The organism is Microtetraspora fusca (genome assembly GCF_001570365.1).
Lineage (GTDB): Bacteria > Actinomycetota > Actinomycetes > Streptosporangiales > Streptosporangiaceae > Microtetraspora > Microtetraspora fusca.
In genome coordinates this window covers 144,023-168,108 of record NZ_BBYK01000053.1, presented here as the reverse complement: position 1 = coordinate 168,108, position 24,086 = coordinate 144,023, and the positions used below count along the sequence as shown (strand labels likewise).

General features: G+C 70.9%; 21 protein-coding genes and 1 pseudogene. 13 read left to right on the top strand and 9 right to left on the bottom strand.

Features of this window, described 5'->3' with window-relative positions; translation table 11 throughout:
• Positions 1-83: 83 nt before the first annotated feature.
• Positions 84-1,526, bottom strand: coding sequence for an MFS transporter (locus AWQ68_RS23335; protein ID WP_066943599.1), 1,443 nt, complete (start codon positions 1,524-1,526; stop codon positions 84-86).
• Between the two features lie 141 nt (positions 1,527-1,667).
• Here AWQ68_RS23335 and AWQ68_RS23330 point away from each other — a divergent pair, with 141 nt between their 5' ends.
• From AWQ68_RS23330 to AWQ68_RS23325, 3 genes and pseudogenes are all read left to right on the top strand, one after another.
• A complete protein-coding gene (locus AWQ68_RS23330) occupies positions 1,668-2,357 on the top strand; it encodes a TetR/AcrR family transcriptional regulator (RefSeq protein ID WP_066943597.1) in 690 nt (229 codons plus the stop codon).
• Positions 2,358-2,787: 430 nt separating this feature from the next.
• Positions 2,788-3,240: pseudogene (locus AWQ68_RS45165) on the top strand (sterol desaturase family protein); the annotation flags it as partial.
• Between the two features lie 234 nt (positions 3,241-3,474).
• On the top strand, positions 3,475-4,212 hold the full coding sequence (locus AWQ68_RS23325) for a VOC family protein (RefSeq protein WP_066943666.1): 738 nt from the start codon (positions 3,475-3,477) through the stop codon (positions 4,210-4,212).
• 144 nt (positions 4,213-4,356) lie between these two features.
• On the opposite strand, the gene AWQ68_RS23320 is transcribed toward AWQ68_RS23325, so the two are convergent.
• The gene (locus AWQ68_RS23320; RefSeq protein WP_066943665.1) at positions 4,357-5,211 is read right to left on the bottom strand and encodes an LLM class F420-dependent oxidoreductase; all 855 of its coding nucleotides are present in this window, start codon (positions 5,209-5,211) and stop codon (positions 4,357-4,359) included.
• 173 nt (positions 5,212-5,384) lie between these two features.
• On the opposite strand from AWQ68_RS23320, the gene AWQ68_RS23315 reads away from it, so the two are divergent.
• The 3 genes from AWQ68_RS23315 to AWQ68_RS23305 all read left to right on the top strand — a co-directional run bounded on the left by AWQ68_RS23315 (position 5,385) and on the right by AWQ68_RS23305 (position 8,843).
• Entirely contained in the window at positions 5,385-5,846 is a 462-nt protein-coding gene (locus tag AWQ68_RS23315) for a helix-turn-helix transcriptional regulator (protein WP_218006996.1), read from the top strand.
• 5 nt (positions 5,847-5,851) lie between these two features.
• On the top strand, positions 5,852-6,262 hold the full coding sequence (locus AWQ68_RS23310) for a VOC family protein (RefSeq protein ID WP_066943593.1): 411 nt from the start codon (positions 5,852-5,854) through the stop codon (positions 6,260-6,262).
• 181 nt (positions 6,263-6,443) lie between these two features.
• The gene (locus AWQ68_RS23305; RefSeq protein ID WP_066943592.1) at positions 6,444-8,843 is read left to right on the top strand and encodes an ATP-binding cassette domain-containing protein; all 2,400 of its coding nucleotides are present in this window, start codon (positions 6,444-6,446) and stop codon (positions 8,841-8,843) included.
• Between the two features lie 250 nt (positions 8,844-9,093).
• On the opposite strand, the gene AWQ68_RS23300 is transcribed toward AWQ68_RS23305, so the two are convergent.
• The 3 genes from AWQ68_RS23300 to AWQ68_RS23290 all read right to left on the bottom strand — a co-directional run bounded on the left by AWQ68_RS23300 (position 9,094) and on the right by AWQ68_RS23290 (position 13,201).
• The gene (locus tag AWQ68_RS23300; protein WP_066943590.1) at positions 9,094-11,760 is read right to left on the bottom strand and encodes a DUF7824 domain-containing protein; all 2,667 of its coding nucleotides are present in this window, start codon (positions 11,758-11,760) and stop codon (positions 9,094-9,096) included.
• 178 nt (positions 11,761-11,938) lie between these two features.
• Positions 11,939-12,496: a TetR/AcrR family transcriptional regulator gene (locus AWQ68_RS23295; RefSeq protein ID WP_066943588.1), complete on the bottom strand. Its 558-nt coding sequence runs from the start codon at positions 12,494-12,496 to the stop codon at positions 11,939-11,941.
• Between the two features lie 102 nt (positions 12,497-12,598).
• Positions 12,599-13,201 carry a class I SAM-dependent methyltransferase gene (locus AWQ68_RS23290; protein ID WP_066943586.1) on the bottom strand — a complete coding sequence of 201 codons (603 nt, stop codon included), beginning with the start codon at positions 13,199-13,201 and terminating at the stop codon, positions 12,599-12,601.
• A gap of 144 nt (positions 13,202-13,345) precedes the next feature.
• Between AWQ68_RS23290 and AWQ68_RS23285 the strand changes: the two genes are divergently transcribed.
• On the top strand, positions 13,346-14,098 hold the full coding sequence (locus AWQ68_RS23285; RefSeq protein WP_066943584.1) for a dienelactone hydrolase family protein: 753 nt from the start codon (positions 13,346-13,348) through the stop codon (positions 14,096-14,098).
• 247 nt (positions 14,099-14,345) lie between these two features.
• On the opposite strand, the gene AWQ68_RS23280 is transcribed toward AWQ68_RS23285, so the two are convergent.
• On the bottom strand, positions 14,346-15,557 hold the full coding sequence (locus tag AWQ68_RS23280; protein WP_066943582.1) for a glycosyltransferase: 1,212 nt from the start codon (positions 15,555-15,557) through the stop codon (positions 14,346-14,348).
• A gap of 173 nt (positions 15,558-15,730) precedes the next feature.
• Here AWQ68_RS23280 and AWQ68_RS23275 point away from each other — a divergent pair, with 173 nt between their 5' ends.
• Both AWQ68_RS23275 and AWQ68_RS23270 read left to right on the top strand, forming a co-directional pair.
• Positions 15,731-15,985: a hypothetical protein gene (locus tag AWQ68_RS23275; RefSeq protein WP_066943580.1), complete on the top strand. Its 255-nt coding sequence runs from the start codon at positions 15,731-15,733 to the stop codon at positions 15,983-15,985.
• A gap of 71 nt (positions 15,986-16,056) precedes the next feature.
• Positions 16,057-18,375 (top strand): tetratricopeptide repeat protein, encoded by a 2,319-nt coding sequence (locus AWQ68_RS23270; protein WP_157545611.1) that lies wholly within the window; start codon positions 16,057-16,059, stop codon positions 18,373-18,375.
• A gap of 72 nt (positions 18,376-18,447) precedes the next feature.
• On the opposite strand, the gene AWQ68_RS23265 is transcribed toward AWQ68_RS23270, so the two are convergent.
• Together AWQ68_RS23265 and AWQ68_RS23260 are read right to left on the bottom strand one after the other, a co-directional pair.
• The gene (locus tag AWQ68_RS23265; protein ID WP_066943576.1) at positions 18,448-19,077 is read right to left on the bottom strand and encodes a response regulator; all 630 of its coding nucleotides are present in this window, start codon (positions 19,075-19,077) and stop codon (positions 18,448-18,450) included.
• Complete coding sequence (locus AWQ68_RS23260) at positions 19,017-20,123, bottom strand: sensor histidine kinase (RefSeq protein WP_157545609.1); 1,107 nt, start codon at positions 20,121-20,123, stop codon at positions 19,017-19,019. Before AWQ68_RS23260 ends, AWQ68_RS23265 begins: the two co-directional genes overlap by 61 nt.
• A gap of 120 nt (positions 20,124-20,243) precedes the next feature.
• Here AWQ68_RS23260 and AWQ68_RS23255 point away from each other — a divergent pair, with 120 nt between their 5' ends.
• Complete coding sequence (locus AWQ68_RS23255) at positions 20,244-21,317, top strand: hypothetical protein (RefSeq protein WP_066943572.1); 1,074 nt, start codon at positions 20,244-20,246, stop codon at positions 21,315-21,317.
• Here the strand turns inward: AWQ68_RS23255 and AWQ68_RS23250 are convergent.
• On the bottom strand, positions 21,286-22,305 hold the full coding sequence (locus tag AWQ68_RS23250) for a glycoside hydrolase family 113 protein (protein WP_066943570.1): 1,020 nt from the start codon (positions 22,303-22,305) through the stop codon (positions 21,286-21,288). The genes AWQ68_RS23255 and AWQ68_RS23250 overlap by 32 nt on opposite strands.
• Before the next feature lie 115 nt (positions 22,306-22,420).
• On the opposite strand from AWQ68_RS23250, the gene AWQ68_RS23245 reads away from it, so the two are divergent.
• The 3 genes from AWQ68_RS23245 (at position 22,421) to AWQ68_RS23235 (ending at position 24,076) form a co-directional block, all read left to right on the top strand.
• A complete protein-coding gene (locus tag AWQ68_RS23245) occupies positions 22,421-23,044 on the top strand; it encodes a TetR/AcrR family transcriptional regulator (protein WP_066943568.1) in 624 nt (207 codons plus the stop codon).
• 247 nt (positions 23,045-23,291) lie between these two features.
• Positions 23,292-23,615, top strand: coding sequence for an ArsR/SmtB family transcription factor (locus tag AWQ68_RS23240; protein WP_245656056.1), 324 nt, complete (start codon positions 23,292-23,294; stop codon positions 23,613-23,615).
• Positions 23,612-24,076, top strand: coding sequence for an SRPBCC family protein (locus AWQ68_RS23235; RefSeq protein ID WP_066943566.1), 465 nt, complete (start codon positions 23,612-23,614; stop codon positions 24,074-24,076). The genes AWQ68_RS23240 and AWQ68_RS23235 overlap by 4 nt, the downstream gene beginning before the upstream one ends.
• The last annotated feature ends 10 nt before the right edge of the window (positions 24,077-24,086 follow it).

Below are 24,086 nucleotides of genomic sequence, written 5' to 3'. Positions count from 1 at the left end.
CGCGGGGTGTTGCGTCGGTGTTCGGCCCCGCGGGACTGGCCCGCGGTGGTCGAGGGCGCCGGACCACCGGCTTGCCTGTCTGGTCAATCCTGGACGGGGAGCAGATCGCGGTCATCGGTCGGCTCCGTCCGTGACGGCGGGCTGGTCCGACGCAGGACGGTGAGGGCGATGAGGGCGGCGGCGACAAGGAGTGCGGCACTGAGGGTCAGGCCGAGCGCGTACCCGTCGTTGAGGGTCTCGGATGTGGCGGCCTGGCCGGTGCGGTGGTGGGCCGCGGTGCCGAGGGCGGCGAGTCCGAGGGAGGCGCCGATCTGGCGTGAGCTGTTGAGCAGACCCGAGGCGGTGCCGGTCTCGTGGGGCGCGACGCCGGCGGTGGCGGTGGAGACGACCGGTCCGAGGCAGAGCCCGAAGCCGACGCTGGCCACGATCGAGGGCCCGAGGACGTCGGTGATGAAGGCGCCGTCGGGGCTGATCAGGCCGAACCAGGCGAACCCGGTCGCGGTCAGGAGTCCGCCGATGACCAGAAGAGCGCGGGGAGCGAGGCGGTAGCCGAGTTTGACGGCGAGCACGGAACCGGCGACGACTCCGAGGGCGAACGGCAGGAACATGATCCCGGTCACCGCCGGCCCCGTCCCGAGGACTCGTTGGAGGTAGAGGGACATGAAGTAGAAGGCCGAGGCCATGGCCGCACCGACCAGGAGGTTGTAGGCGTTCGCGCCGGCGACCGAGCGGTTGGCGAACAGGCCGAGCCGGATCAGCGGTTCGCGGGCGGTGGTCCGCTCGACGTGGATGAACGCGGCCAGCAGCGCGGCGGCGACCACCAGGGTCGTCAGGGTGACCGGTGAGGTCCACGAATACTGATCGGTGCGGACGACGCCGAACACCAGCAGGGTCATGCCCGCCGTGGCCAGGACGGCGCCGAGCACGTCCGGACGGCCGCCACGAACGATCGGCGGGCCGGCGGCGATGCCCCGCCAGGTCAGGGCCAGCGCCCCGGCGGCCATCGGCACGTTCACGAACATCACCCATCGCCAGCTGGCGTACTCAGTGAGCAGGCCGCCGATCAGGACGCCGAGGGCGCCTCCGGCGGCGTTCATCGCGCTCCACACTCCGAAGGCCCTGATGCGGGCCTTGCCCGTGGGGAACGTCGCGGACAGCAGCGCCAGTGCGGCCGGAGCCAGTGCGGCCGCCCCGACGCCTTGTGCGGCTCGGGCGGCGACGAGATGCCCGGGTTCCTGGGCGAGGCCGCCGAGGAGAGAGGCGAGGCCGAACAGGCCGAGCCCGAGCAGCAGGACCCGCTTGCGGCCGTACCGGTCGGCGGCCTTGCCGCCCAGGAGGAGCAGCCCGCCGAAGGTCAGGGCGTAGGCGTGGATCACCCAGGTCAGGCCCACCGCACTGAAGCCGAGGCCGGCAGCGATCTGCGGGAGTCCGACGTTCACGACCGAGAGGTCCAGCGACACCATGAACTGCACGACGGCCACCGCGGCGAGCGTGAGCCCTGGGCGAGCACCCGAACCGTTCGTCATCGCGGACTCCGTCCTCTGTGCTGAGAAGCCGACTTTCCGAACACGTTCCGAAAGTAACACGCGACGAGCCGCCGGCAAATATGAAAGGCCGGACCCGCACCGGTTTCGCGGCGGAGGACGGCGGGACGGCATGATGGGACAGTGCCTCGACCGCCCTCACCGCACGGCCGCACCGGCCGGCCACGCCTGACCTCCCGTGCGCAGATCCTGACGGCGGCCCGCCAGCTCATCGACCGGGACGGCTGGGAGAAGCTGACCATCCGCCGGCTGGCCGCTGAGATCGGCGTCGGGGCTACGACCCTTTACCACCACATACGGGACAAAGAGGACCTGCTGGTCCTCCTGCTCAATCACTACGTCGAGCAGATCGAACGCCCTCGACTACCCAGTGACCCACGGGACCGCATCATCGCGTCCGCCACCGCGCTGCACGACGCGCTCGCGGGCTGGCCATGGGCCGCAGAGGTCCTCACCGTCGACGGTTTCGTCGGCCTCCTCGACGAATCGGCATTGTGGATGGTCGAAGCCATCGTGGCCGGAGCCGACGACTACGGATGCACACCCGTACAAGCCGTCGACGTCTTCCGCAACATCTGGTACTACACCGTCGGCGAGATCCTCGTCCGCGCCCACTCCGCCCGCCGACCGGCCGACGACGAGCGCCTCACCTTCTTCAGCGGCTTCGACGCGGCCCAGGTGCCGCACCTGGCCGCCATCGGCGATCAGTGGCCCGCGCTGGCCGCACGAGACACCTACCCCCAGGGACTCCGCGCGTTCGTCGACGGACTGCTCGCCCAAGCCACGTCGGCGACTCCTCGTGGCGTCGCCTGAGCACGAGCACCGAGCCGAGCCACCGGAGTCTCTCGTACGACGGAGACCGGGAGAAACGCAGGATGCGCGTATCAGTGCAGGCCGGGGAAGTCGGTTGGCCTGTCAGCCCGTACCACTGGGACCACCGGATGCCCCGGAACAGCGATGACCCGGCCAGATGACCCCGATCGGACGGTCACGGCCGGCGGGTGGCGCGGCACGCCCCTGCTCCAACCCGGTTGGCTGGCCTTCACCGGCGCGGTCGGCGCCGCCGACCCGCACGCCCACGCCGCCGTGCAGGTCCTGATCGTCATCGACGGCATAGTGGAGCTGACCGACCCTCACCAGGTCCGCCGCCCGGTCCAGGCCGCGATCATCCCCACCCGCGTCCGGCACGCCCTGCACGCCGACCCGAGCGTGCGAGCCACCATGCTCTACCTCGACCCTGCCAGTGGCGCGGGCCGCCCTGGTCACCGTGGCCGACCTGTGGCCCCACTCCTGGCCATTCGCCGTACAGGTGCCGGCCGCCGTGCTCATCGCCGATTTGGGGATCACCCTGGTCCACTACGCCAGCCACAAGATCGGCGCGCTGTGGCGCTTCCACGCTGTTCATCACGCTGTCAAACGCTTCTACGGCCTCAACGGGCTGATGAAACACCCGCTGCACCAAACTCTGGAGATGAGTGCCGGGGTGGCCCCACTGCTGCTGATCGGTCTGCCCGTCGGCGTGGCCTCCGCGCTCGCCCTGGCCGTGGCCGTGCAGCTGCTGCTGCAGCACTCCAACGCCGACTATCGCATCGGAGCGCTCAAGTACGTACTGGCCCAAGGCCATCGCTTCCACCACCTCAAATGGGCCGGCGTCGGGGATGTCAACTTCGGCCTGTTCACCCTCATCTGGGACCACCTGCTCGGCACCTTCTCCTACGACCCCACCCGCCGCTTCTCCTCCGACCAGCTCGGTATGGCCGCCAAACCGAACTACCCCACCGCCTACCTGGCCCAGCTGGCTGAACCCTTCCGCGCCTCGGGCGCCTGCCACGCCCAGCCGCCCCAGCCTTGGCGACGCATGATCGCTACGGTGATGATCTCTGGCGGGCGGTTCCTCGGGGTTGATCCACGCGGCCATAGGATCGGCGGCATGGCAACGAGGCTTGTGCAGATTCACATGAAAGCCGGGGATGACTCCGCAATCGGCCGGTTCTGGGCGCAGGCGCTCGGCTGGGGTATCTCCAGCGAGGGGCCCGGCGTGACCAACCTCGAACCCGAAGGCTTCGTCTATCCCGACCCGGCCGCCGTCTGTATCGACGTCGTCCGCGACCCGAACCCCAAAACGGTGAAGAACCGCGTGCACGTCGACCTCGCCACCACCTCCGCGGCCCACCAGGCCGACCTCGTCGCGCGCCTCCAGGATCTCGGTGCGACGCCCGCCGATGTGGGCCAGGGCGACGTCCCGTGGACGGTCCTCGCCGACCCGGAGGGCAACGAGTTCTGCGTGCTGGAGCCTCGGGAGACCTACCGGGACACCGGGCCGATGGCCGCGGTGGTTGTCGACTGCGCGGATCCGCGGGCCATGGCCCGGTTCTGGGGCGAGGCGATGGACTGGACCCTGCACGAGGTGACCGACGATCATGCGGTGCTGCGCTCCGCCAAGGGCGTCGGCCCCTATCTCGAGTTCCTCCGCACGCCCGGCGTGAAGACCGTGAGGAACCGTATCCATCTCGACCTCCGGCCGTACCCCAGTGACGATCAAGCGGCGGAGGTGGCCCGGCTGCAGACCCTCGGTGCGACGCTCGCCGATGTGGGGCAGGGCGACGTCCCGTGGACGGTCCTCGCCGACCCGGAGGGCAACGAGTTCTGCGTCCTCACCCCGCGCTGACGCGGGCCGCCGCCCACACCGGTGCTTCCACCGCTGCCGCAGCAACGCCACCGAGCCACAATCAAAAGGCCACCTCAATCTGCGCCAAGTCCGGCGGGGCCAAACCATCACCATTCGGTCCCGCACACCCCAGGCAAGGGTGCGCTAGAGGAGGCCGAATCGCTTGGCGAACGCGGTCAATTCGTCGCGTTGCGCGTCGGGTTCGGTGGCGGAGGAGCTCACCACAAGGCGGGTCACTCCTTGTGCGGCGAGTTCCTCGACGCGGTCGACGAGCATGTCGATCGCCCCGAAGCGCGTGTACTCCAGCGCGTCCGGATCGCGACCCGCATCGACGGCGCTCGACCGGACGAGCTCCCACTGCGCGGCCCGTTCCTCAGGGCTGAGCGCGCCGCCGGGAAAGTAGCCGTCGCCACGCAGCCCCGCCCGGCGCGCGGCCGCCTGACTCGATCCCCCGATGTGGATGGGCAGTTGCGTGGCCTCATGGGGCTTCGGATAGCTGCAGAGATTCTCGAAGGAGAAGAACTCTCCGGCGAAGCTGACCCCTTCCTCGTCACCCGTCCACAACAGCCGCAGTACGTCGATCGCCTCGTCGGCGCGGCGGCCTCGGGTGGCGAAGTCGACTCCCACCGCCTTCGCCTCACCCGGCAGGGAACCGAGTCCCACGGTGAGCAGTCGCATTCTGCCCTTGGAGAGCACGTCGATGGTGGCCAGGCGTTTGGCGAGAGTCACCGGATGGTGATACGGCAGCAGCAACACGCCGGTGCCGAGCAGGATCCGCTCCGTGGTCGCCGCGACGAAACCCAGGGCGTCGAGCGGATCGACGTACGGGAGTGACGGCGGCATCTCGAACGGCCCCACCTTGGCGCCTGGATACAGCACGATGTGCTCGGGCATGTACAGCGATTCGAAACCGCACTCCTCCGCCAACCGGGCGAAGGTCACGAGCTTGTCAGGATCAGCCCCGTAGTAGGGCGTGTTGTAGCTGATTCCGAACTTCATCGACATTCCTCATTCAGCACGAGGCTCAGGCCGATCGTCGGTCGGCCATGTGACGCGTCAGGCTAGAACCTTGACGTTGACGTCAAGGCAACGCGCCCGATCGCGTCTTCCCCGCCGTCGCCGGCAAGGGTGGGGGCCGTGGCCTGACCGAGCTGGGCCTGGTCCGACCTAGGATTTCTCCAGTGACAAACGACAGATCCCCCACCTCGCAGCACCTGAGCGACCTCGCGCGGCTGCGGCGCGTACGGGACCGGATCGACCGGGAGTACGCGCAGCCGCTGGACGTGGAGGCGCTGGCCCGTGGCGTGCACATGTCGGCGGGGCACCTCAGCCGTCAGTTCCGGCTCGCCTATGGGGAGTCGCCGTACTCCTATCTGATGACCCGCCGTGTCGAGCGTGCGATGGCGTTGCTGCGGCGTGGCGACCTGAGCGTCACCGAGGTCTGCTTCGCGGTCGGCTGCTCCTCGCTGGGCACCTTCAGTACGCGCTTCACGGAGTTGGTCGGTATGCCGCCCAGCGCGTACCGGCGCGAGGTGGCGCGCGCGACGGCGGGGATGCCGTCGTGCGTGGCCAAGCAGGTGACCAGACCGGTCAGGAATCGAGAAGCGTCGACCCCCGAGCCGCACATAGCCTGACCCGCATGGATATCAGCATTCACACGTGCTTCCTGCCGCATGACGACCCGGACGCCTCCCTGGCCTTCTACCGCGACACTCTTGGCTTCGAGGTCCGCAGCGACGTCGGACACGGCAAGATGCGCTGGATCACGGTCGGCCCCACCGGCCAGCCCGGCACGTCCATCCTCCTGGCGCCGCCCGCCGCCGACCCCGGCATCACCGACGACGAGCGCCGCACCATCGCCGAGATGATGGCCAAGGGCACCTACGGCTGGATCATGTTGGCCACCCCCGACCTTGACGGCACGTTCGAGAAGCTGCAGGCCGGCGACACCGAGGTCGTCCAGGAGCCGACCGAGCAGCCGTACGGGGTTCGCGACTGCGCCTTCCGCGACCCGGCGGGCAACCTTGTCCGCATCCAGGAGCTGCGCTGAGCCGCGCGCGGGCCACGCGATCGCCTCGTCCGGCCAACGCCGCCGATCAGGGAGACACCGGACCGTTGCCGCGACCGCGCCGACGAAGAAGAACCCGACGTACTGCTCGAACCTGGTTAGATCGAGCAGGCGACGCCGACGGAGACCGCGAAGGCGGCCCCGCCTAATAGATGGAGTCACGATGAGCATGAGCACGAGGACGGACACGCAGTCGTCTGCGCCGCACGTTGCCGACAGCCACGATCTGATCCGCGTGCACGGTGCGCGTGAGAACAACCTCAAGGACGTCCACGTCGAGATCCCCAAGCGGCGGCTGACGGTGTTCACCGGCGTCTCCGGCTCGGGCAAGAGCTCGCTGGTGTTCAGCACGATCGCCGCGGAGTCGCAGCGGATGATCAACGAGACCTACAGCGCGTTCGTGCAGGGCTTCATGCCGACGCTGTCACGGCCCGACGTCGACGTGCTTGAAGGGCTGACGACCGCGATCATCGTCGACCAGCAGCGGATGGGGGCCGATCCCCGCTCCACGGTCGGCACCGCCACCGACGCCAACGCGATGCTGCGCATCCTCTTCAGCCGACTCGGGAAGCCGCACATCGGCTCGGCCCAGGCGTTCTCCTTCAACGTCGCCTCGATCAGCGGAGCGGGTGCGGTCACCACGGAGCGCGCCGGCCGGAACGTGAAGGAGCGTCGCAGCTTCAGCGTCACCGGCGGCATGTGTCCGCGTTGTGAGGGCCGGGGCTCGGTCAACGACATCGACCTGACCCAGCTCTACGACGACAGCAAGTCGCTCAACGAGGGTGCACTCACGATCCCCGGCTACAGCATGGACGGCTGGTACGGCCGCATCTTCAGCGGCTGCGGCTTCTTCGACCCGGACAAGCCGATCCGCAAGTTCACCAAGAAAGAGCTGAACGACCTGCTCTACAAGGAGCCGACCAAGATCAAGGTCGACGGCATCAACCTGACCTACGAGGGTCTGATCCCGAAGATCCAGAAGTCGATGCTGTCCAAGGACGTCGACTCGCTGCAGTCGCATATCCGGGCGTTCGTGGAGCGGGCGGTCACCTTCACCACCTGCCCCGACTGCGGCGGCACCCGGCTCAGCGAGGCGGCCCGGTCATCCAAGATCAACGGGATCAACATCGCCGACGCGTGCGCGATGCAGATCAGCGACCTGGCCAAATGGGTCCGCGGCCTGGACGAGCCGTCGGTGGCGCCGTTGCTCGCCACGCTGCAGCAGGTCCTCGACTCGTTCGTGGAGATCGGGCTGGGCTACCTCTCACTCGCCCGGCCGTCGGGCACGCTGTCGGGCGGTGAGGCGCAGCGCGTCAAGATGATCCGCCACCTCGGCTCCTCGCTCACCGACGTCACCTACGTCTTCGACGAGCCCACCACGGGCCTGCACCCCCATGACATCCAGCGGATGAACGACCTGCTGCTGCGGCTGCGCGACAAGGGCAACACCGTGCTCGTCGTGGAGCACAAGCCGGAGACGATCGCGATCGCCGACCACGTCGTCGACCTCGGCCCCGGCGCCGGTACGGCGGGCGGCACCGTCTGTTTCGAGGGCACCGTCGAGGGGCTGCGGGCCAGCGGCACCATCACGGGGCGCCACCTCGACGACCGGGCCGCCCTCAAGGAGACGGTACGGACGCCCACCGGCACCCTGGAGATCCGCGGCGCGACGGCGAACAACCTGCGCGACGTCGACGTCGACATCCCGCTCGGGGTGCTCGTCGTCGTCACGGGCGTCGCCGGCTCCGGCAAGAGCTCGCTCATGCACGGGTCGATCCCGGCCGACGCGGGTGTGGTGTCGATCGACCAGGGGGCCATCCGCGGCTCGCGACGGAGCAACCCCGCGACCTACACCGGACTGCTCGACCCGATCCGGAAGGCGTTCGCGAAGGCCAACGGCGTGAAGCCGGCGCTGTTCAGCGCCAACTCCGAGGGAGCCTGCCCCACCTGCAACGGCGCCGGCGTCATCTACACCGACCTGGCGATGATGGCCGGTGTCGCCACCACCTGTGAGGAGTGCGAGGGGAAGCGGTTCCAGGCATCGGTGCTGGACTACCACCTCGGCGGCCGCGACATCAGCGAGGTGCTCGCGATGTCGGTGACCGAGGCCGAGGAGTTCTTCCGCGCCGGCGAGGCGCGCACGCCGGCCGCGCACGCCATCCTCAACCGGCTCGCCGACGTCGGGCTCGGCTACCTCAGCCTCGGCCAGCCGCTCACCACGCTGTCCGGCGGCGAGCGGCAGCGGCTCAAGCTGGCCACCCACTTGTCGGAGAAGGGCGGCGTGTACATCCTTGACGAGCCGACCACCGGCCTCCACCTCGCCGACGTCGAACAGCTGCTCGGGCTGCTCGACCGGCTCGTCGACTCCGGCAAGTCGGTCATCGTCATCGAGCACCACCAGGCGGTCATGGCGCACGCCGACTGGATCATCGACCTCGGTCCCGGCGCCGGCCACGACGGCGGCCGGATCGTCTTCGAGGGCACACCCGCCGACCTCGTCGCCGCCCGCTCCACCCTCACCGGCGAGCACCTCGCGGCCTACGTCGGCATCGACCAGGAATGAGTCCGGACCTGGCAAGTCGGCAACGGGGAAGCCGAGGGGCAGCGCGTTGAGCGGACGCCTGTCCTCGACTTCCCCGTCTTCCGCACCTTCCACGGAGGCGGCGTCGGTCGGCGGAGAGAAAGGCGATGGCCTCGGGCCGCTTGCCGAAATCGGCGCACGTCACGGCTTTCGGCGGTTCGGCCGCCGAGGCACGCGCCTCGCCGTGATGTAGCTCTCTGAGCCCGGAGCGCCCCTTACAGGGGCGCTCCAGTCACGCAGACAAGCGCAGGTGGAGGCGCCGGGCCTCCTCGACCACCCGGCTACCCCCGCGCCGAGTCGCGATCGCGGCGAGCTCAGGGACGTCGGCGCGCGCTCCCGCCAGGGCGGCCGCCCTGGCACCGACCGCGAGGAGGTCCCCGAGCCCCGCCCTGGGCCTCTCCCCCGCCGCGGGCAGCAGCGCGGGCAGCGCCTCCGCGAGGATCGACCACACCGAAGCGTGCGCTCCCGCCCGCACGGCGTCGTCCAGGACGGTCACCGCTCGGTTGAGCTTCAGCCGGTCCGCGACGGCCATCTCGACCAGCAAGCGCCCGATCTCCGCCGCGGGCACTTCGTCCCGCGCAGCCAGCGTGACCAGGGCGTCGGTCGCCGCCGCGCGCCGTGCCGGCCGCGCGTGGGCCATGACGCAGACGATCGCCCCGGCCACCGCCGCGCCGACCGGACCGTCCCCGTGGACGAGCATCCGGAGCGCCTGCATCTGGTGGTCGTCGCCGTGGGCCGGCCATGGACCGGACTCCAGGAGGTACGCGGCTACGACGTCGCGGTGGGACGGCATGATAATCGGCCACCACACCGTCTCATGCGCATAGGCCCCCGACACCTGGTCGGTCTCCACGGTCCACAGCTTCCGGATCTCCTCGGGAACGCCCGGGGGCGGCGTCACCCGCGGACGCATCCTCTGGATGACCATCTCGCCGCCGTACATGCCGCTGCTGTACCGGCGGCCCTCGACGCCGCTCGTCACCGTGGGGTCAGGCAGCCCGCCATCGCGTAGCAGTGCCGCCAGCCGCCGCCCCGCCTGCGAGGTCAGTCGTTCCGCCCGTACAACCGTCGCCGGGTCAACGGTCCTGGGCAGCCGGAGCAGCGCCTGATGGAAGTCGGCGGGCAGAGGTTCGGCGCCCTCGAGGCGTTCCATCCGGTCGATCAAGATGTCGGGGTCGACGTGTCCGGTCGCGGCGGTCGGCGTGGCGAGCAGCAGCGGCATCGAGCGTCCGGCTTCCAGCATGGAGAGCACCTCACGCAGCCGGCGCTGGACGAGCACCTGGATGCTCCGGTCGTACGGCGGGTGCTCACGCTGGTAGTCGGCCAGCAGGCCGGTGAGCGCCTTGCTCTCCTCCGGAGAAACCACCGCCAGCGCGGCGCGGGACAGCAGGGAGCGGGCGGCCTGGTCGAATCCGCTGATGCCGTACACGTAGATATGGGGGTCGAACGGCTCGGTCCAGGCACGCCGCCGCCATGGGGTGAGCGCGGCGACCACGGCCGCGCGGTCACGGTGGGTGAGTTCGACCAGCGCCGCCAGGATGCGCTCGAACGCGGCGGGCTTCTCAGGCCAGAGGGGGCGGTCCAGTTCGACGGCCAGTTCCTTCGCCGAGGTGATGGGCGGCAGGAGACCGGGCAGTGGCGCCACGATCAGAGCCGCGGCTGTGGGCGGATCTTCCGGCTCCTCGGCCGTCACCTCGCCGAAGGCGGCCGCGATGCGTTCCCGGAGCTCGGGCGCGAGCCCGCCCGCCGCCGCCCGGACCTCCTCCGCCGCCAACGGGTCCGCATGCGGGGCGAGCGCGACCGCGAGCCGTACCGCACGGCCCTGGAGGGTGGCGTCTTCGTGGCCGAAGACCATCGCCAGCGCAGCCAGCGCGCCGCCGGCCCGCCCGGCAGCCCTGTCGCCGGCCGCCGAACGCGCGATCCACCGCAGGGCGGCCGTGACGAACTTCTTCTCCGGCCGGAAGGCGAGGGCGTGGACCGCCTCGGCGAACAACTCGTCGCCGAGCAGGCCCTCGTCGTCGGCCCGGCGCAGCGCGTCGAGCGCCATCTGCACGAACGGCGACGCGGCCGACGGCAGCAGCCGGACGAAGTCGAGCAGCGGGACCTCCGCCGACGAGGGCCGCAGCTCCGTCCACAACGTCACGAACGGGCGGAGCTCCTCCGCGTCGCCCCCGGCGAGGAAGCGCGCGGCGCAACCGTCGATCAGATCCTGGCGCTTCAGCCGGCCGGAGTCGCCGAGCGCGGCGAGCTCCGAGACGAGCGACGTCTCCGGGGCCCACTCGCGGTCCCTGTTCAGCGCGGCGGCGACACCCGCCGCACGGAACAGCCGCGGGACCATCACGTCGAGCAGCGGATCGTCCCCGATGGCGGCGCGCCCGCCGTTCTGACGTCGCGTCGCGCTCGCCTGGCGGACCCAGCCCTCGACGAACATGTCCGCTTCCGGCGGCTCGCTGCCCGTCTCCACCAGGAGCCCGGCGGCCAGCTCCCACCCCGGCGGAACGCCGGGACGCCCCCACCTGTCCGCCGGCCGCCGCAGCCGCCGTACCAGCCGGAGCGCGAGATCCGTGCGCCACTCCTGCGGCCGGTCCCTCACCAGCGACCGGATGCGCTCGGCGTCCAGGCGCGGGTCGGGCACCTGGCGCAGCTCACGCCGGCTGAGCCAGGTCGCCACCTGAGCCGGGCGCGTGAAGCAGGCCGCGCCCGCGAGGCGGAACCCCGTGGCCTGGGCCTCGACGCTCCAGCGTGACTCCCATCCCTGGGCGAGGCGGTCGGCCAGATATCGGGGAAGCTGCGCGGCCACCACCTGCCGCCCCAGCTCGCTGAGGGACGCGAGGACGTCCATCAGGTCGTCGTCGTAACGCCCTTCGATGCACTCGACGACCTCCTGCCACGGGTTCATGCGAGCACCGTGCCGTACGAGGTGGACGGACCCGGGAGGCCCGACGCCGAGTCGGGCAGGGAAGAGCGAACGTGTGAATACGTCGGCACTGCATCAGACATGGCGGGGACCATACTGATCGCCACCGACAGTTCCGCCGTACGTCCCGCAGACGTCGGCCTATGTCACGACATGTCGGTCAGGATTGCGACGCGAGGACGACCTCCGCCAGCGCTCGCGCGGCCAGGGCCGGCCGGGCGCCGGGCCGGGTGACGGCGTGGGCGAGCACGCCGTCGATGAGCACGAGAAGCTGGTCGGCACCGCCCTCGGGGTCGCGGTGCCCGTGGCGGGCCAGCTCCGCCGTGAGCAGCCGGTGCAGCCCCTCTTTGAAGGCACGCACCTCGGCGTGCGCCGGATGCCCGGAGTCGGTGAGAGCGAGCTCGGCCGCCGTGTAGCGACATCCATGGAAGGACGGCCGTGTGGTGATCACGTCGAGTTCGTCGAACACAGCCAGCACGCGATCGCGCGGATCGTCTCCGGCATCGTCCATGACCCGGCGGTAGCCGTCCAGGGCGCCGTCACTGCGGAGCACCTCGGCGACCAGGCCGTCCTTGCTGCCGAAGTGTTGATAGAGCGAGCGGCGGGCGACGTCGGCCTGCTTGAGGATCGCGTCGACGCCCACGTGGACACCCTGGCTGTAGGTGAGCTCTCGGGCGGCGTCGAGCAGCCGTTCGCGGGGGCCGGGTCTCGTTGTCACAGGTCGATTCTGGCACGCGGCTGACAGTAGACCAACCGTTCTGTCTACTAGCCGGCGGCCGCCGCTGCTCCGCCGTCTCCCCCGTCGGCCGGCTGATCCTGCTCAGCCCTGTGGTTTGCGCCAGGTGATGCTGTAACGGAACAGAAGGTGATGGCGATAGCGGGAGCCGGGCAGCATCTCCGCGGCCAGCGCTCGCATCTGCGCGTACGTCACCGGCGGCGGCCACACCATGGGAGACGGGTGTTCCCAGTGGCCCTTCATGGCGCGGTGGAAGGTGCCGACGACGATGCCGGCCAGGTCGCGCGGCAGGTCGTTGGGCAACGTGCTCTGAGCCAGGCCGACGATGGCCAGGACGCCGCCGGGGCGCAGCAGGTCCCGCATGCGGGTCAACCCGGCGGTGGCGTCCATGTGGTGCAGGGTGGCCACCGACGCGACGACGTCGAACGAGGCGGGCTCGAAGGGGTGGGTGAGGAAATCGCCGAGGACGTAGCCGACGTCGTCCCGATGTTCGCGGGCCTGGTCGATGCTGGGCGCGTCGCGGTCGATGCCGGTGACGTGCGGCACGGCCTGCCGGAGTGCGCGGGCGAGCATGCCCTCGCCGCAGCCGACATCGAGGGCGCGCTGCGCGCCATCGGGGACCTCACGCAGGATGCGGGGGTGGTAGTGGATGTTGTGGTTCCACCGCTTTCCGTTCTTCGCTGCCATGTGATCATCCTGCCGAACACAGAGGTGTGGGAGGGCGGAACCACAGATCGCGACGGCGTGCTTCGGTGGCCGCATCGTGGGAAGCGCCGTCGTAACCGGAGGGGCGGTGGAGTGGCTCGGTGACGACCGTCGCAGAGTGGGACTATGTGCCACTCCACCGACAGCCGCCCGCCCGCCCCGCCCGACCCGGGCCCGGTCGCGGAGCACGAGCCCGTCACGCTGACCTCGTCGGACGGCAGCCGCCTGGCCGCGCACGTCGCCCTGCCCGGCCGGCCGCCGCGCGGACGGATGGTCGTGCTGCCCGACGTGCGCGGGCTGCACCCCTACTATCGCGACCTCACCGTACGGTTCGCCGAGGCCGGGTTCGCGACCGCGGCGATCGACTGGTTCGGCCGCACCACCGAGAACGACGAACGCGGTGATGACTTCCCGTTCCGGTCGCACCTGCCGCACGTGGACCCGCGCAACGTCGCCGCCGACGTCTCGGTGGCCCTGGAACACCTGGCTGGGCGCGGGGCGACCGGCCCCGCCTTCACCGTGGGCTTCTGCTTCGGCGGCAGCATGTCATGGCGGCTGTCCGCCGGTCCGGTGGACCTGGCCGGTGCGATCGGCTTCTACGGCCGCCCGGCGCTGGTCCGCGAAGTGGTCCCGGAGATGCGCCGCCCGCTACTGTTGCTCATCGCGGGCAACGACTCCGTGACCCCGGCCAGGGAGTTCGAGGAGTTCACCGGCGAACTCGCCGAGGCCGGGGTGCCGTACGAGGCCCACACCTATCCCGGCGCCCCACACTCCTTCTTCGACCGCGCCTACGCCGAGTGGGGCGAGGCGTGCGCGGACGCCTGGCGGCGGATCCTCGAGTTCACCGGCGGACACGGCTCCGCGGCCGGGCCCGCCTGAGGCCCCTGCTCCCCCACTCGGATGCGTCCGCAGCAGAGCACCCGCGCCTGGGCGGCCCGTCTCATGCGCGAGTACCACAAGACTTGATCAGGCCTGGAGGCGGCTGCGATCAGCGGCGGTCTTGGCGCGAGCCGTACACCCCCGTGCCGCAGCTCGACGGCCCGCGGGCTGAGGTACTTGCTGGTCGCCCGCCGGTCCCTGGTGCTCGAGGATTCCGTGTGGTTCACGCGAACGCCAGCGGCCTTTCTCAGCTGACCGCGTCGAGGAGCAGTTTCGCGGCCACCGTCGCTCCGTCGGTGCGGATCGCGCCGGCCACGGTCCTGGCTCGTGCTCGGGTCTCGGGCGTCAGGGCCGTTCTGAGCGCGGCGGACAGGGAGTCGAAGTTCGGCGTCGGGCCGTCGTGTGCCGCGCCGATGCCCAGTTCGGCCACCCGGGCGGCCCAGTACGGCTGGTCCGCGATCTGGGGCACCACCACCTGGGGCGCGCCGGCCCGGGTGGCCGTCGTCGTGGTGCCCGCGCCGCCGTGGTGCACCACGGCGGCCACCCGGCCGAACAGTGCCTGCTGGTTGACCTCACCGACGACGAAGCAGTCCTCGGCGTCGTCGATCGGGACCAGGCCCGCCCAGCCGCGGCCGAGGAGTACGCGGCGGCCCTGCGCGCGGATCGCTTCAATGGCCACCCGGGCGATGTCCTTCGGGACGTACGCCGCCATGCTGCCGAGGCCCACGTACACCGGTGGTGCGCCCGCGTCCAGGAACGCCTCCAGCCCCTCCGGGAGCGGACGGTCATCGGACAGGATCCACGCCCCGGTCTGCAGAATGTCGAGGTCCGTCATGCCCTGCGACGGACACAGCGTCGCGTCCGCCGCCAGCCACGGCCGGCCGGTTAAGACGTGGTCACGGACGTTGTCCACCGGTGGCAGGCCGATCGCCGCCCGGTGGCTGTTGAGCGCTTCGGCGTACAACGCGTTCACTCTCTGGGCGTCATGCTGCCACAGCACCCGGTTGTCGGTCTCCTCCTGCGGGGACGGCTTGCCCGGTCGCGCCCCCGGAGGGAAGTGCCGTGACGGCAGTCCGAGGATATGGAAGCACGCGAACACGTAGTGGATGCCGAGTTTCTCGGCCACGTCCCGCGCGCCGGCCGGCATCAGGCCCGTCGCCAGCAGCGCGTCACATCCCTCGGCCGCCGCGGTGAGCGTGTCGAACCGCGCGGCGACCAGCTCACGAGCGAGCCGGAACGCGTCTTCCGCCGTCGGTGGCTTCGGGCCGGCGACCACCGAACGCACCGTCGGGCCGAGCGGCACCAGCGGCACGCCGACACGCGTCAGCAGCGCCGCGAACTCCTCGTCCGGCGGCGCGCTCACCCGCACCTCCGCACCGAGCTCCCGCAACCCCACCGCCAGTCCCACCAGCGGCTCGACATCTCCGCGCGATCCCCACGTCGACAACACCACACGCACGTCGCATCCCCCCTCTTCCGCAGGCTTTGGCCTCGGCCTACGATCCTCAAGCACGCCCCGGGTCTTGCCGCAAGCCCCCCGGTGCGCTATAAGTTGAGAGTGGCAGGGAGTTTGATCTCCTTGCCTTTTCCTTTTGGTCATCCGCTGCGGACGGACAGCCTCCTCGCGAAGCGGTGGCCGCCGCGTATGGCGGCACGTCAGGCAGGTCGCGCAGCGTCTCCCGTCGGTCGATCGCTTCCTACCTCGCCGCCGAGCGGGAACTGGGCCGGGTCGCGTCCGATGCCGACGTCGACACGCTCGCACCTACGCTGATCGGGGCCCGGCACCTGCTGTTCGCCGACCGGAAGGGCACCCCCGCCGGAGGTCGGAGCGGTTCACAGGTCGCGACCACGGTCATCACCGGCGTCGTGCGAGAACCGCTGGCCTGATCCACCTACTGGCAGCTTCTTCCTGTGCGAGCTGGACTGAGGGCATGCCGGGGCTGTGGAACACTTCCCGGGTGCTGACGACAGACGACCGATCATTCGCGGTTTTGCTGCACGCCTACGGCAAGGCCACCGACACTCCCGGGCATTTGACGGCGCTTCTGGACGGAGACGAGTCCGCCAGGCGGGCGGCCCTGGACCATCTCAACAGCGCCGTCATTCACCAGGGCACGCCGTGGACGGCCACGGCGTCCGCCGCGTTGGCCGTGGGGCGGATCCTTCGTGACCCGTCGGTCGCCGGTCCCGATACGGCCTGGCTGAGGCGCGATCTGCTGCGCTGGCTGGCCGAGGTCGGCGAAGCCGCCGCCGCGCCGTACCCGGGCGACCTGGCCGCCGATGCCGCCCCCGGAGGGCGGGACATCAGAGGCGAGATCGTGCGGATCGCCGCCGCCTCCAGCGACGAGGACGTGTACGACGACATCCTCGAGGATCCGCAGCGTGAGCATGCGATGTGGGCCATGATCCTGCTCGATTGCCGGCAGGCGGCGAGCCGGCTGGCAGACGTCGTCGAGGATTGCCTGGCCGACGCGGATCCGCGGGTGCGGGCGTTCGCGGCGTACGCGGCGACCCGGCTGGTCCGCGCCGCCGAACTGGCGGCCACGGCGCCGTCGTCCCGGCTCCGGCTCGTCGTGCGGCTGACCCGGCTCGCGCGAACCGCCGACGCGGCGGAGCGGGCTGCGCTGGTTCTCGCGCTCGGCGACCTCGGCGCCGCGCCACGCGACTTCCTCGAGGACCCCCACCCCGGGGTACGGGCGTGCGCGGCCCTGGCGCCCGCGCTGGCCGACGACCCCGCCGCCGTCGATATGATCATGGATGCGTTGCAGGACCCGGAGGCCGCCGACCGCTGGTTTCCCGACGGATTGCCGCAGGTCGTCGGCCGGTTGCGCGGCACGCTGCTCGATGCCGCTCTGGAGCGGGTGACCGGCTTCACCGAGCTCCTTCCGGCGGCGCTCGCGTTCGCGCGGCTGACGGACGGGTTCGAGTGGACCCTGTTGCTGCTAAAGGCCTTTCCGGAGCCGCCGGTCGAGCTGGACGACGCCCAGCGGGCGTACCTGGCGGCGCTGGCGGACAACGAGTCGCTGTGGAATCTGTCGCTGGGCGACATCCGTAGGGTGTTCGAGCGGATCCGGCTCCCGTACGACCGGCAGGCGTGCCGGGCACTCACGCACGCGAAGGACAGCCGCGCCTGGCTGCGGGACCACGGGATACGGCTGTCCACCGTGCGCGGCGAATGGGTGGCGACCGCCGAGAAGATCGTGGCCGACCACGGTGGCGCGGAGTCGGACGGGCTCGGACTGGCCAAAGCGCTACTCCGCCTCGCCGGCGCGCATGCCGCGTCGGGGCATCGGGAGCGGGCCGTGGCGGCCGCGGCGGAGGCGGTGCGGATCTCTCTCCGGCTCACCTTTCCCGACGCCCACGTGATCCGGGCGCTGACCGAGTACGGCCGACACCTGGGGGAAGCCGGCCGCGGTGGCGACGCGGCGGCCGCTGCGGAGCGCGCCCTCGCGGTCCACGCCCGGATGTCGCGGCCCGTCCCGGCCGACTTCGATCTCGCCCAGGCGTTGACCGGCTTGGGCACATTGGCCGCCGACCTGGGCAGGAGCGACGACGCGCTGACCGTCACCGTCTCCGCGGTGGAGGTGCTTCGGCGCCTGGAAAACCAGGTGTATCTCGCTCCGGCACTCGTGGAGCTCAGTCGACGACTATGGGAGGCCGGACGTGGAGATGACGCTCTGACGGCCGCCGACGAAGCCGTGCGGGCGTTGCGCGAGGTGGCCGGAACCAACCGGTTCGCCCAAGCGGGCGCGTTGAAGCACCTCTGCGAGACGCTCAGCGATCTGGGCCGATGGCTGAATCCCGCCGACGCGCCCGCCGCCGTCGAGGAGGCCGTCGCGGTGTTCCACGAATACGTCGCCGATCGCCGGGCGGCGGCGAAGGCGAGCGTGACAGAAGAGCCGGATCTCGCCGACGCGCTGACCGGTCTCGCCCTCTGCCTGACCCGGCTTGGCCAGGTGAAGCAGGCCGTCGACGCCGCCGCAGAAGCCGTGCGGACACACCGTCGCCTGGCGGACGACCTCCCGGTCGTCTTTCAGCCCGGTCTCGCCCGCGCTCTGACCGTGCTCGCCACCTCTCAGCACGCTCTTGGGCAGCACGCGCATGCGTTGGCGGCCGCGCGGGAGGCAGCGGAGCTCTGCATGGCATGGACTCGGCCGTCGCCGGGGTTCTTCACCACGCGGCAGCGACAGGATCTGGATCTCCTTGCCAAGGTTTTCGACGATCTCGGCCGAGGCGAGGACGCCGACCGGATACGCCGTCACAGCCCTCGCGCGTAGTTCCCCGACGAGGTGCCCGACCGCGTTGGACGGTTCACCATCGCCGGCGTCTCGCCCCGGGGGGCGGCGCGATCAGGGTTCGGCCCGGCCGGTCGCCCAGGCCCACGCGGCGATCGCGACGCGGTTCCTGGCGCCGGTCTTGCGCTGAATGGAGGCGATGTGGTTCTTCACGGTGCCCGGGGACAGGAAGAGCTCAGCGGCGATCTCGCCGTTGGTCCTGCCCTGCGCGACCAGGGTCACGATCTCGTCCTCTCTCTCGGTGAGGACGACGGTGGACGTCTCGCGTGGCCGGCCGCTCGCCCGTAGCAGCCGGACGGTGAGCTGCGGGCTGATGAGCACGTCGCCGTTCATCGCGGCCCGGATGGCCTCGATGAGCAGCGTGGGGCCGGAGCGTTTGAGGATGAACCCGGCGGCGCCGTGCCGTAGCGCGGCGTGGACGTACTCGTCCAGCCCGAAGGTGGTGACGACCACGACGTGGATGCCGGTGTCGGCCAGGGCGCGGGTCACCTCGATGCCGTCGGCCCCGGGCATGCGGATGTCGGCGAGGACCACGTCGGGTTTGATCGTTTTGGCGGTGTCGATCGCGGTGCGCCCGTCGGCGGCTTCGGCCACCACGGTCATGTCGGGCTGGGCGTCGAGGATCAGGCGGAAGGCGCCGCGGATGCCTTCCTGGTCGTCGGCGATGAGGATGCGGGTGACCACTCCGGCGATTGTGCCAGCGGCAGGCGGGCGGTCAGCGACCACCCGTCGGATACGGCTTCCGCGACCAGCTCGCCGCCCTGCGCCTCGACGAGCGAGGCCAGCGCGGGGAGGCCGGTGCCGCCACGCCGGGTGCCCGGGGCGCGGCCCACGCCGTCGTTCGTCATCGTGATCTCCAGGACGCCGGACGAGGCGCTGACGCTCAGGTCCACGCGTCCGGCCCGCGCTGCGTGCCGCCGGATGTTGGTCATTCCTTCGATCACGATCCGGTACGCCAGGGCCGCGGTCTCCGGCGGGACCACCAGAGCCGGGTCCATGCGCAGGTGGACGGGGGCCGGGCCGGCGGCGGAGAACCGTTCGGCCGCATCGCGGATGCCGCCCAGGTCGCCGCCGGGAGCGAGAGGGCGGTCGTGGTGCAGCATGTCCAGGGTCCGGTCCAACATGGACAGGGCGCGCTGGCCCGCGGCCTCGACGCGTTCGAGCGCCCGCAGAGGATCACCTGCCACCTGGCCCGCCTGGGCGTGCGCGACCATCTCGCTGATGTCGTGCGCCAGATAATCGTGCAGGTCCCCGGCGAGCCGCAGCCGCAGGGCCAGGCGGGTGTCGGCCACCACGCGCTCCTGCCGTACGTCGAGAAAGCGGAGGTAGCCGCCGACGGCGGCGGCCACCAGCGCGCCCAGCCCCCAGAACGCGCACACCCCCACCCCTTCCAGCGGCGAGGCGGGCGTGAACACGCGCAGCAACCAGACGGCCGCGGCCAGACCCGCCACCGGAGCGGACAACACCGCCCGCCGGGACGGCGCGTACCGGATGACCAGGCCGACCAGCACCATCAGCGCCACGCTCTCGACCATGCCCAGCGCGTCCGTCCCCGGCGCGGCGCGACCCACGCCGGCCACGTGAGCCAGCGTGACGGACATCGACAGGCCCGCCGCGAGCAAAGCCGGCGTGGACAGGTGCGGCCGGAACCGGGGCCGGGACAACCCGGTCATGGCCACCACGACGGTAACCAGCAGCGATACCACGGCAACAACCCACATCACGGTCACCAGGGGACGATACGCGCATCCCGTGCCGTACGGAGGAGTGCCGAACGGCACCTGTTCTCAACGCGAAGGGTGCCGAACGGCATCTGGCCCGTCAGCCCTCCGCGTCGGGAGGCTGATCACATGACGATCTCCACTTCTCGCTGGCAGGCGTATGCGGCGGCGCTGTGGGCGCTCGCCTATGGCGCGCTCGGGGTCGGGTGGGCGCTGGGCGCGTCCGGATACCCCTGGGGCGTCGCCGATCCCGACCCGGACGGCGCCCTGTCGATCCTGGCCGGGACGAGTCCCGGTTTCGGCTGGGCGATCGCCGCCTGCTGCCTGGTGACCGCGGTCACGGCGCTGGCGTTGACCCGTAGGAGCAGCCGCCGCGCGCCGTTGTTCGCGGCCTGGCCGATGGCCGTGCTTCTGGTCCTGGTGATCCCCGACTCGCGGTTGATGATGGGCGTCGCCTACACACCGCTGCTGCTCGTCGCCCCCGTCTTCGGCTGGGGCCTCGGCGGCGCCACCTTCGCCGACGCCTGGCCCTGGCCGGTGCTCAACCAGCTCGTGTGCGTGCTGGGCGGCCTGCTGCTGGCCGCCGCGGCGCTGGCTCATAAACGCGGCGAGGAACGCGGACGCTGGTTCACTCCGGAGCGGGGACGCATGGCGGTGTATGTGGCGGTCGCGGTGCCCCTGCTGTACTGCGCCACGCGGTGGGCGTGGGCGCTGGGCATCCCGCTCGGCGTGAGCGCGGAGTTTCTGGCCGAGGGCGAGGGCGGTCTGTGGCTGGCGGGCGCCTACCTGGCCACCTTCGGCGCGCTCGGCGGCCTTCTCACCCTCGGCCTGACCCAGCGGTGGGGCGAGATCTTCCCGCGCTGGATCCCCGGATTGCGCGGAAGAAGGGTGCCGCCGCTGCTCGCGGTCGTCCCCGCCGGATTCGTCTCGATCATCATCACCGTGGCCGGGCTGACGTACATCCGCTGGACCGTCGCCGGCCGGTTCGCCCTGGCCGAGTGGGGAGCCTGGCTGCCGGAGTGCTTCTGGCCGATCTGGGGCGCCGCACTGGCCACCGCCACCATCTGCTACCAGCGGCGGCGCAGGCACGGCGGACACCAGGAAGGCGCTCAAACCGTGAAGATCGAGGCCAGGCCGGCGTCCCTGGATCCGGGGCCCCTGAGTGCCGGGGTCAGCCGCGGTAGCGGTCGGCGAGAGCGGTGAAGGCGGCCTTGGGCTCCCACGGCATGTCGGGATAGGTCTCGCCGAGGCGCCCGTCGAGCACCTTGACCACGCCGTAGCTCCCCAGGTCCAAATCCCTCTCGGGATCCTCCCGATGCGGCATGTCGTAGCGGGCGAAGGACGTCCAGAAGACGCTGTCGACGCCCTCGGCTTCGTAGATGTCGAGGAGTTCCCGCAGGTAGGCGATCTGCTCCTGCTCGTCGCGGGTGTGGTGGCCCCGCACCCGCAGCGGCCTGCCGTCCGGGCCCCATTCGATGATCGAGTCGCCGCGGCCGCCCAGGTCCGCCGCGCCCGCGAAGGTGGCGCAGCCGAACTCCGTGATCACGGCGGGCTTGCCCTGTGCGGCGAAGGCGCGGACGGCGTCCCGGAACCCGGCGGCGATCTCGGGGGTCCGGTAGCCGCCGGCGTCGCTGGCGATGACGTCGAACGGGGCCCAGTCGACGCCCTCGAAGGGAAGCGAGGCGTAGCCGACCTGCCCACCGAACCGCTCGCGTACCGCCGCGACGGCCTTGCCGAGGAAGTCGTTGATCCGTGCGGGGAGTGCGGGCAGCGCCTCGCGCAGCCGATCCGGCTCGGTCATCAGGGCGAGCCGCTCCTCCAGGGAGTCGCCGGGCAGGAACCCCACGTTGAACAGGCTCAGCTCGGAGCCGGTGAGGAAGACCACCTCCGCTCCCCCTCGGCGCAGCCGCTCGGCGCGCTCGGCGCAGTCCGCCAGGAGAGCCAGCAGTTCGTCGATGATCAGACCGCAGGTGAACGGCGAGTACCAGACCTCCAGCCCGGCATCGGCGGCGTGCCGGGCGGCGATCTCCAGCCGGTCCGGGTCGCCGCCGGTGACGCGCACCGCGGTGCAGTGCAGGTCCTCGCGGATGACGCGCATCTCCCGCCGTACGAGGTCGGGGTCGAAGTGCTCGCGGGTGCTGACGCCGGCGTTGATGAAGCCGGTGTCGTAGCTGATGCCTCTGCCTCGCATGCGGGGGGCTCCTTCGGAGATTAGGTACGGTGCGTACCGTACCCTACGCCTTTCCGGTGAGCTGTCCGACACTGGTAGAAAGGCCGGGTACGGCGCGGACCTGGTGGGGTGGGAAATGAGCGATCAGCCGACTCGGCCGTCACGTCCCGAGGCGGGCAGGCGGCGCGGGGCCGAGCTGGAGCAGGCCATCCTTCGGGCCGCGGCCGAGGTGCTGGTCGAGTCCGGCTACACCGCGCTGACCATGGACAAGGTCGCCGCACGCGCCGGCACCAACAAGAACGCGATCTACCGTCGCTGGCCGAACCGCGCCGCGCTCGCCGTCGCCGCCTACCGGGGCCTGGCCCAGGCGGACGTGCAGCTTCCCGACACGGGTCGGCTCCGCGACGACGCGCTTGAGCTGCTGCGCCGCGCCAACAGCACGTGGTCCTCGCCGTACGGAGAGATCCTGCGCAGCCTGCTGGCGAGCGTCGGCGACGAGCCCGAACTGCGGGCGCAGATCAACGAGCAGGCCAACGACGGCGGCAGCGGCATGTGGCTGACACTCCTGGAGCGCGCCGTGGCCCGTGGCGAGGCCTCATCCCAGGCCCTCAATGCCAGGGTCGCCACGACCGCCATCGCGCTGCTGCGCAACGAGTACGTGACGCGCGGGGTCCCCTTCGTGCCCGACGACGTCCTCGTCGAGATCGTCGACGAGGTGTACCTCCCGCTGATCCGCGGTCGCGGCTCCGCGCTGTTCTGATCCGGCTGGTCGCAGGCCTTCCTGGCCATTACCCGCGCACGTGGCGCTCCGGCGGCAGGTCCCGGCGGGGCTTCCCCGAATGGACCGTTTGTGAGAAGTGAGGTCCGGACGCGCGCTCCCGGTCGAGCCTTAAGCGAGGAAACGGCACCCCTCCGGGGGCCGCAATGGTTAATGAGTTGCTTGACTATCCGTCTCCGAGACTTGAATACTTAAGTACATGCTTAACCAACCTGGGTCGTTGGACCGGGTGTTCCAGGCGCTGGCAGACACGACTCGCCGGGACATCGTTGAGCGGCTGATCCGCGGGCCCGCCTCGGTCAGTGAACTGGCCCGACCGCTGGCCATGTCACTACCGGCGGTGATGCAGCACCTGCAAGTGCTGGAGGCATGCGGACTGGTCCGGTCCGAGAAGACCGGCAGGGTTCGCACCTGCCATATCGAGCCGGGCGTGCTGCGGACGGCCGAGGACTGGATCACCGCCCAGCGCACTGCCTGGGAACACCGCCTCGATCGACTCGGCGAGTACCTGACCGAACACCGCGACAGCCCAGACCAAAGGAGCACACCATGACCGATCGCGTCGTCATTCATGCCACCTTCGCCCTCGAACGCCGCTACGCGGCCTCGCCGGCCACCGTGTTCGCCGCGTGGGCCGACCCCGAAGCCAAGGCACGCTGGTTCGCCGGCCCCGACGCCGAACACGAGCTTGACTTCCGGGTCGGTGGGCGGGAGGTCAACCGCGGCCGCCACGACGGTGGCCCGATGCTGACGTTCGAGTCCTGGTATCGCGACATCGTCCCAAACGAGCGGATCGTCTACACCTCCACGCTGTCCGCGGGGCAGGAGCTTGCGACGGTGTCGCTGACGACGGTGGAGTTCACCCCTGAGGGTGGTGACACCCGGCTGCTGCTCACCGAGCAGGGCACCTTCCTCGACGGCCACGAAGAACCGCGCTGGCGGGAGCAGGGCACCGGCAACTGGCTCGACGCGCTGGCCACCGAACTGCTGCGCATCGACGCGCAACACAAATGACCACGACCGC

What these genes read in the sequence shown, in the direction of transcription:
- AWQ68_RS23335 (WP_066943599.1), bottom strand. Translation starts at nt 1,526, where the DNA reads ATGACGAACGGTTCGGGTGCTCGCCCAGGGCTCACGCTCGCCGCGGTG.
- AWQ68_RS23325 (WP_066943666.1), top strand. Translation starts at nt 3,475, where the DNA reads ATGGCAACGAGGCTTGTGCAGATTCACATGAAAGCCGGGGATGACTCC.
- AWQ68_RS23320 (WP_066943665.1), bottom strand. Translation starts at nt 5,211, where the DNA reads ATGAAGTTCGGAATCAGCTACAACACGCCCTACTACGGGGCTGATCCT.
- AWQ68_RS23310 (WP_066943593.1), top strand. Translation starts at nt 5,852, where the DNA reads ATGGATATCAGCATTCACACGTGCTTCCTGCCGCATGACGACCCGGAC.
- AWQ68_RS23305 (WP_066943592.1), top strand. Translation starts at nt 6,444, where the DNA reads ATGAGCATGAGCACGAGGACGGACACGCAGTCGTCTGCGCCGCACGTT.
- AWQ68_RS23300 (WP_066943590.1), bottom strand. Translation starts at nt 11,760, where the DNA reads ATGAACCCGTGGCAGGAGGTCGTCGAGTGCATCGAAGGGCGTTACGAC.
- AWQ68_RS23290 (WP_066943586.1), bottom strand. Translation starts at nt 13,201, where the DNA reads ATGGCAGCGAAGAACGGAAAGCGGTGGAACCACAACATCCACTACCAC.
- AWQ68_RS23285 (WP_066943584.1), top strand. Translation starts at nt 13,346, where the DNA reads ATGTGCCACTCCACCGACAGCCGCCCGCCCGCCCCGCCCGACCCGGGC.
- AWQ68_RS23255 (WP_066943572.1), top strand. Translation starts at nt 20,244, where the DNA reads ATGACGATCTCCACTTCTCGCTGGCAGGCGTATGCGGCGGCGCTGTGG.
- AWQ68_RS23250 (WP_066943570.1), bottom strand. Translation starts at nt 22,305, where the DNA reads ATGCGAGGCAGAGGCATCAGCTACGACACCGGCTTCATCAACGCCGGC.
- AWQ68_RS23245 (WP_066943568.1), top strand. Translation starts at nt 22,421, where the DNA reads ATGAGCGATCAGCCGACTCGGCCGTCACGTCCCGAGGCGGGCAGGCGG.
- AWQ68_RS23235 (WP_066943566.1), top strand. Translation starts at nt 23,612, where the DNA reads ATGACCGATCGCGTCGTCATTCATGCCACCTTCGCCCTCGAACGCCGC.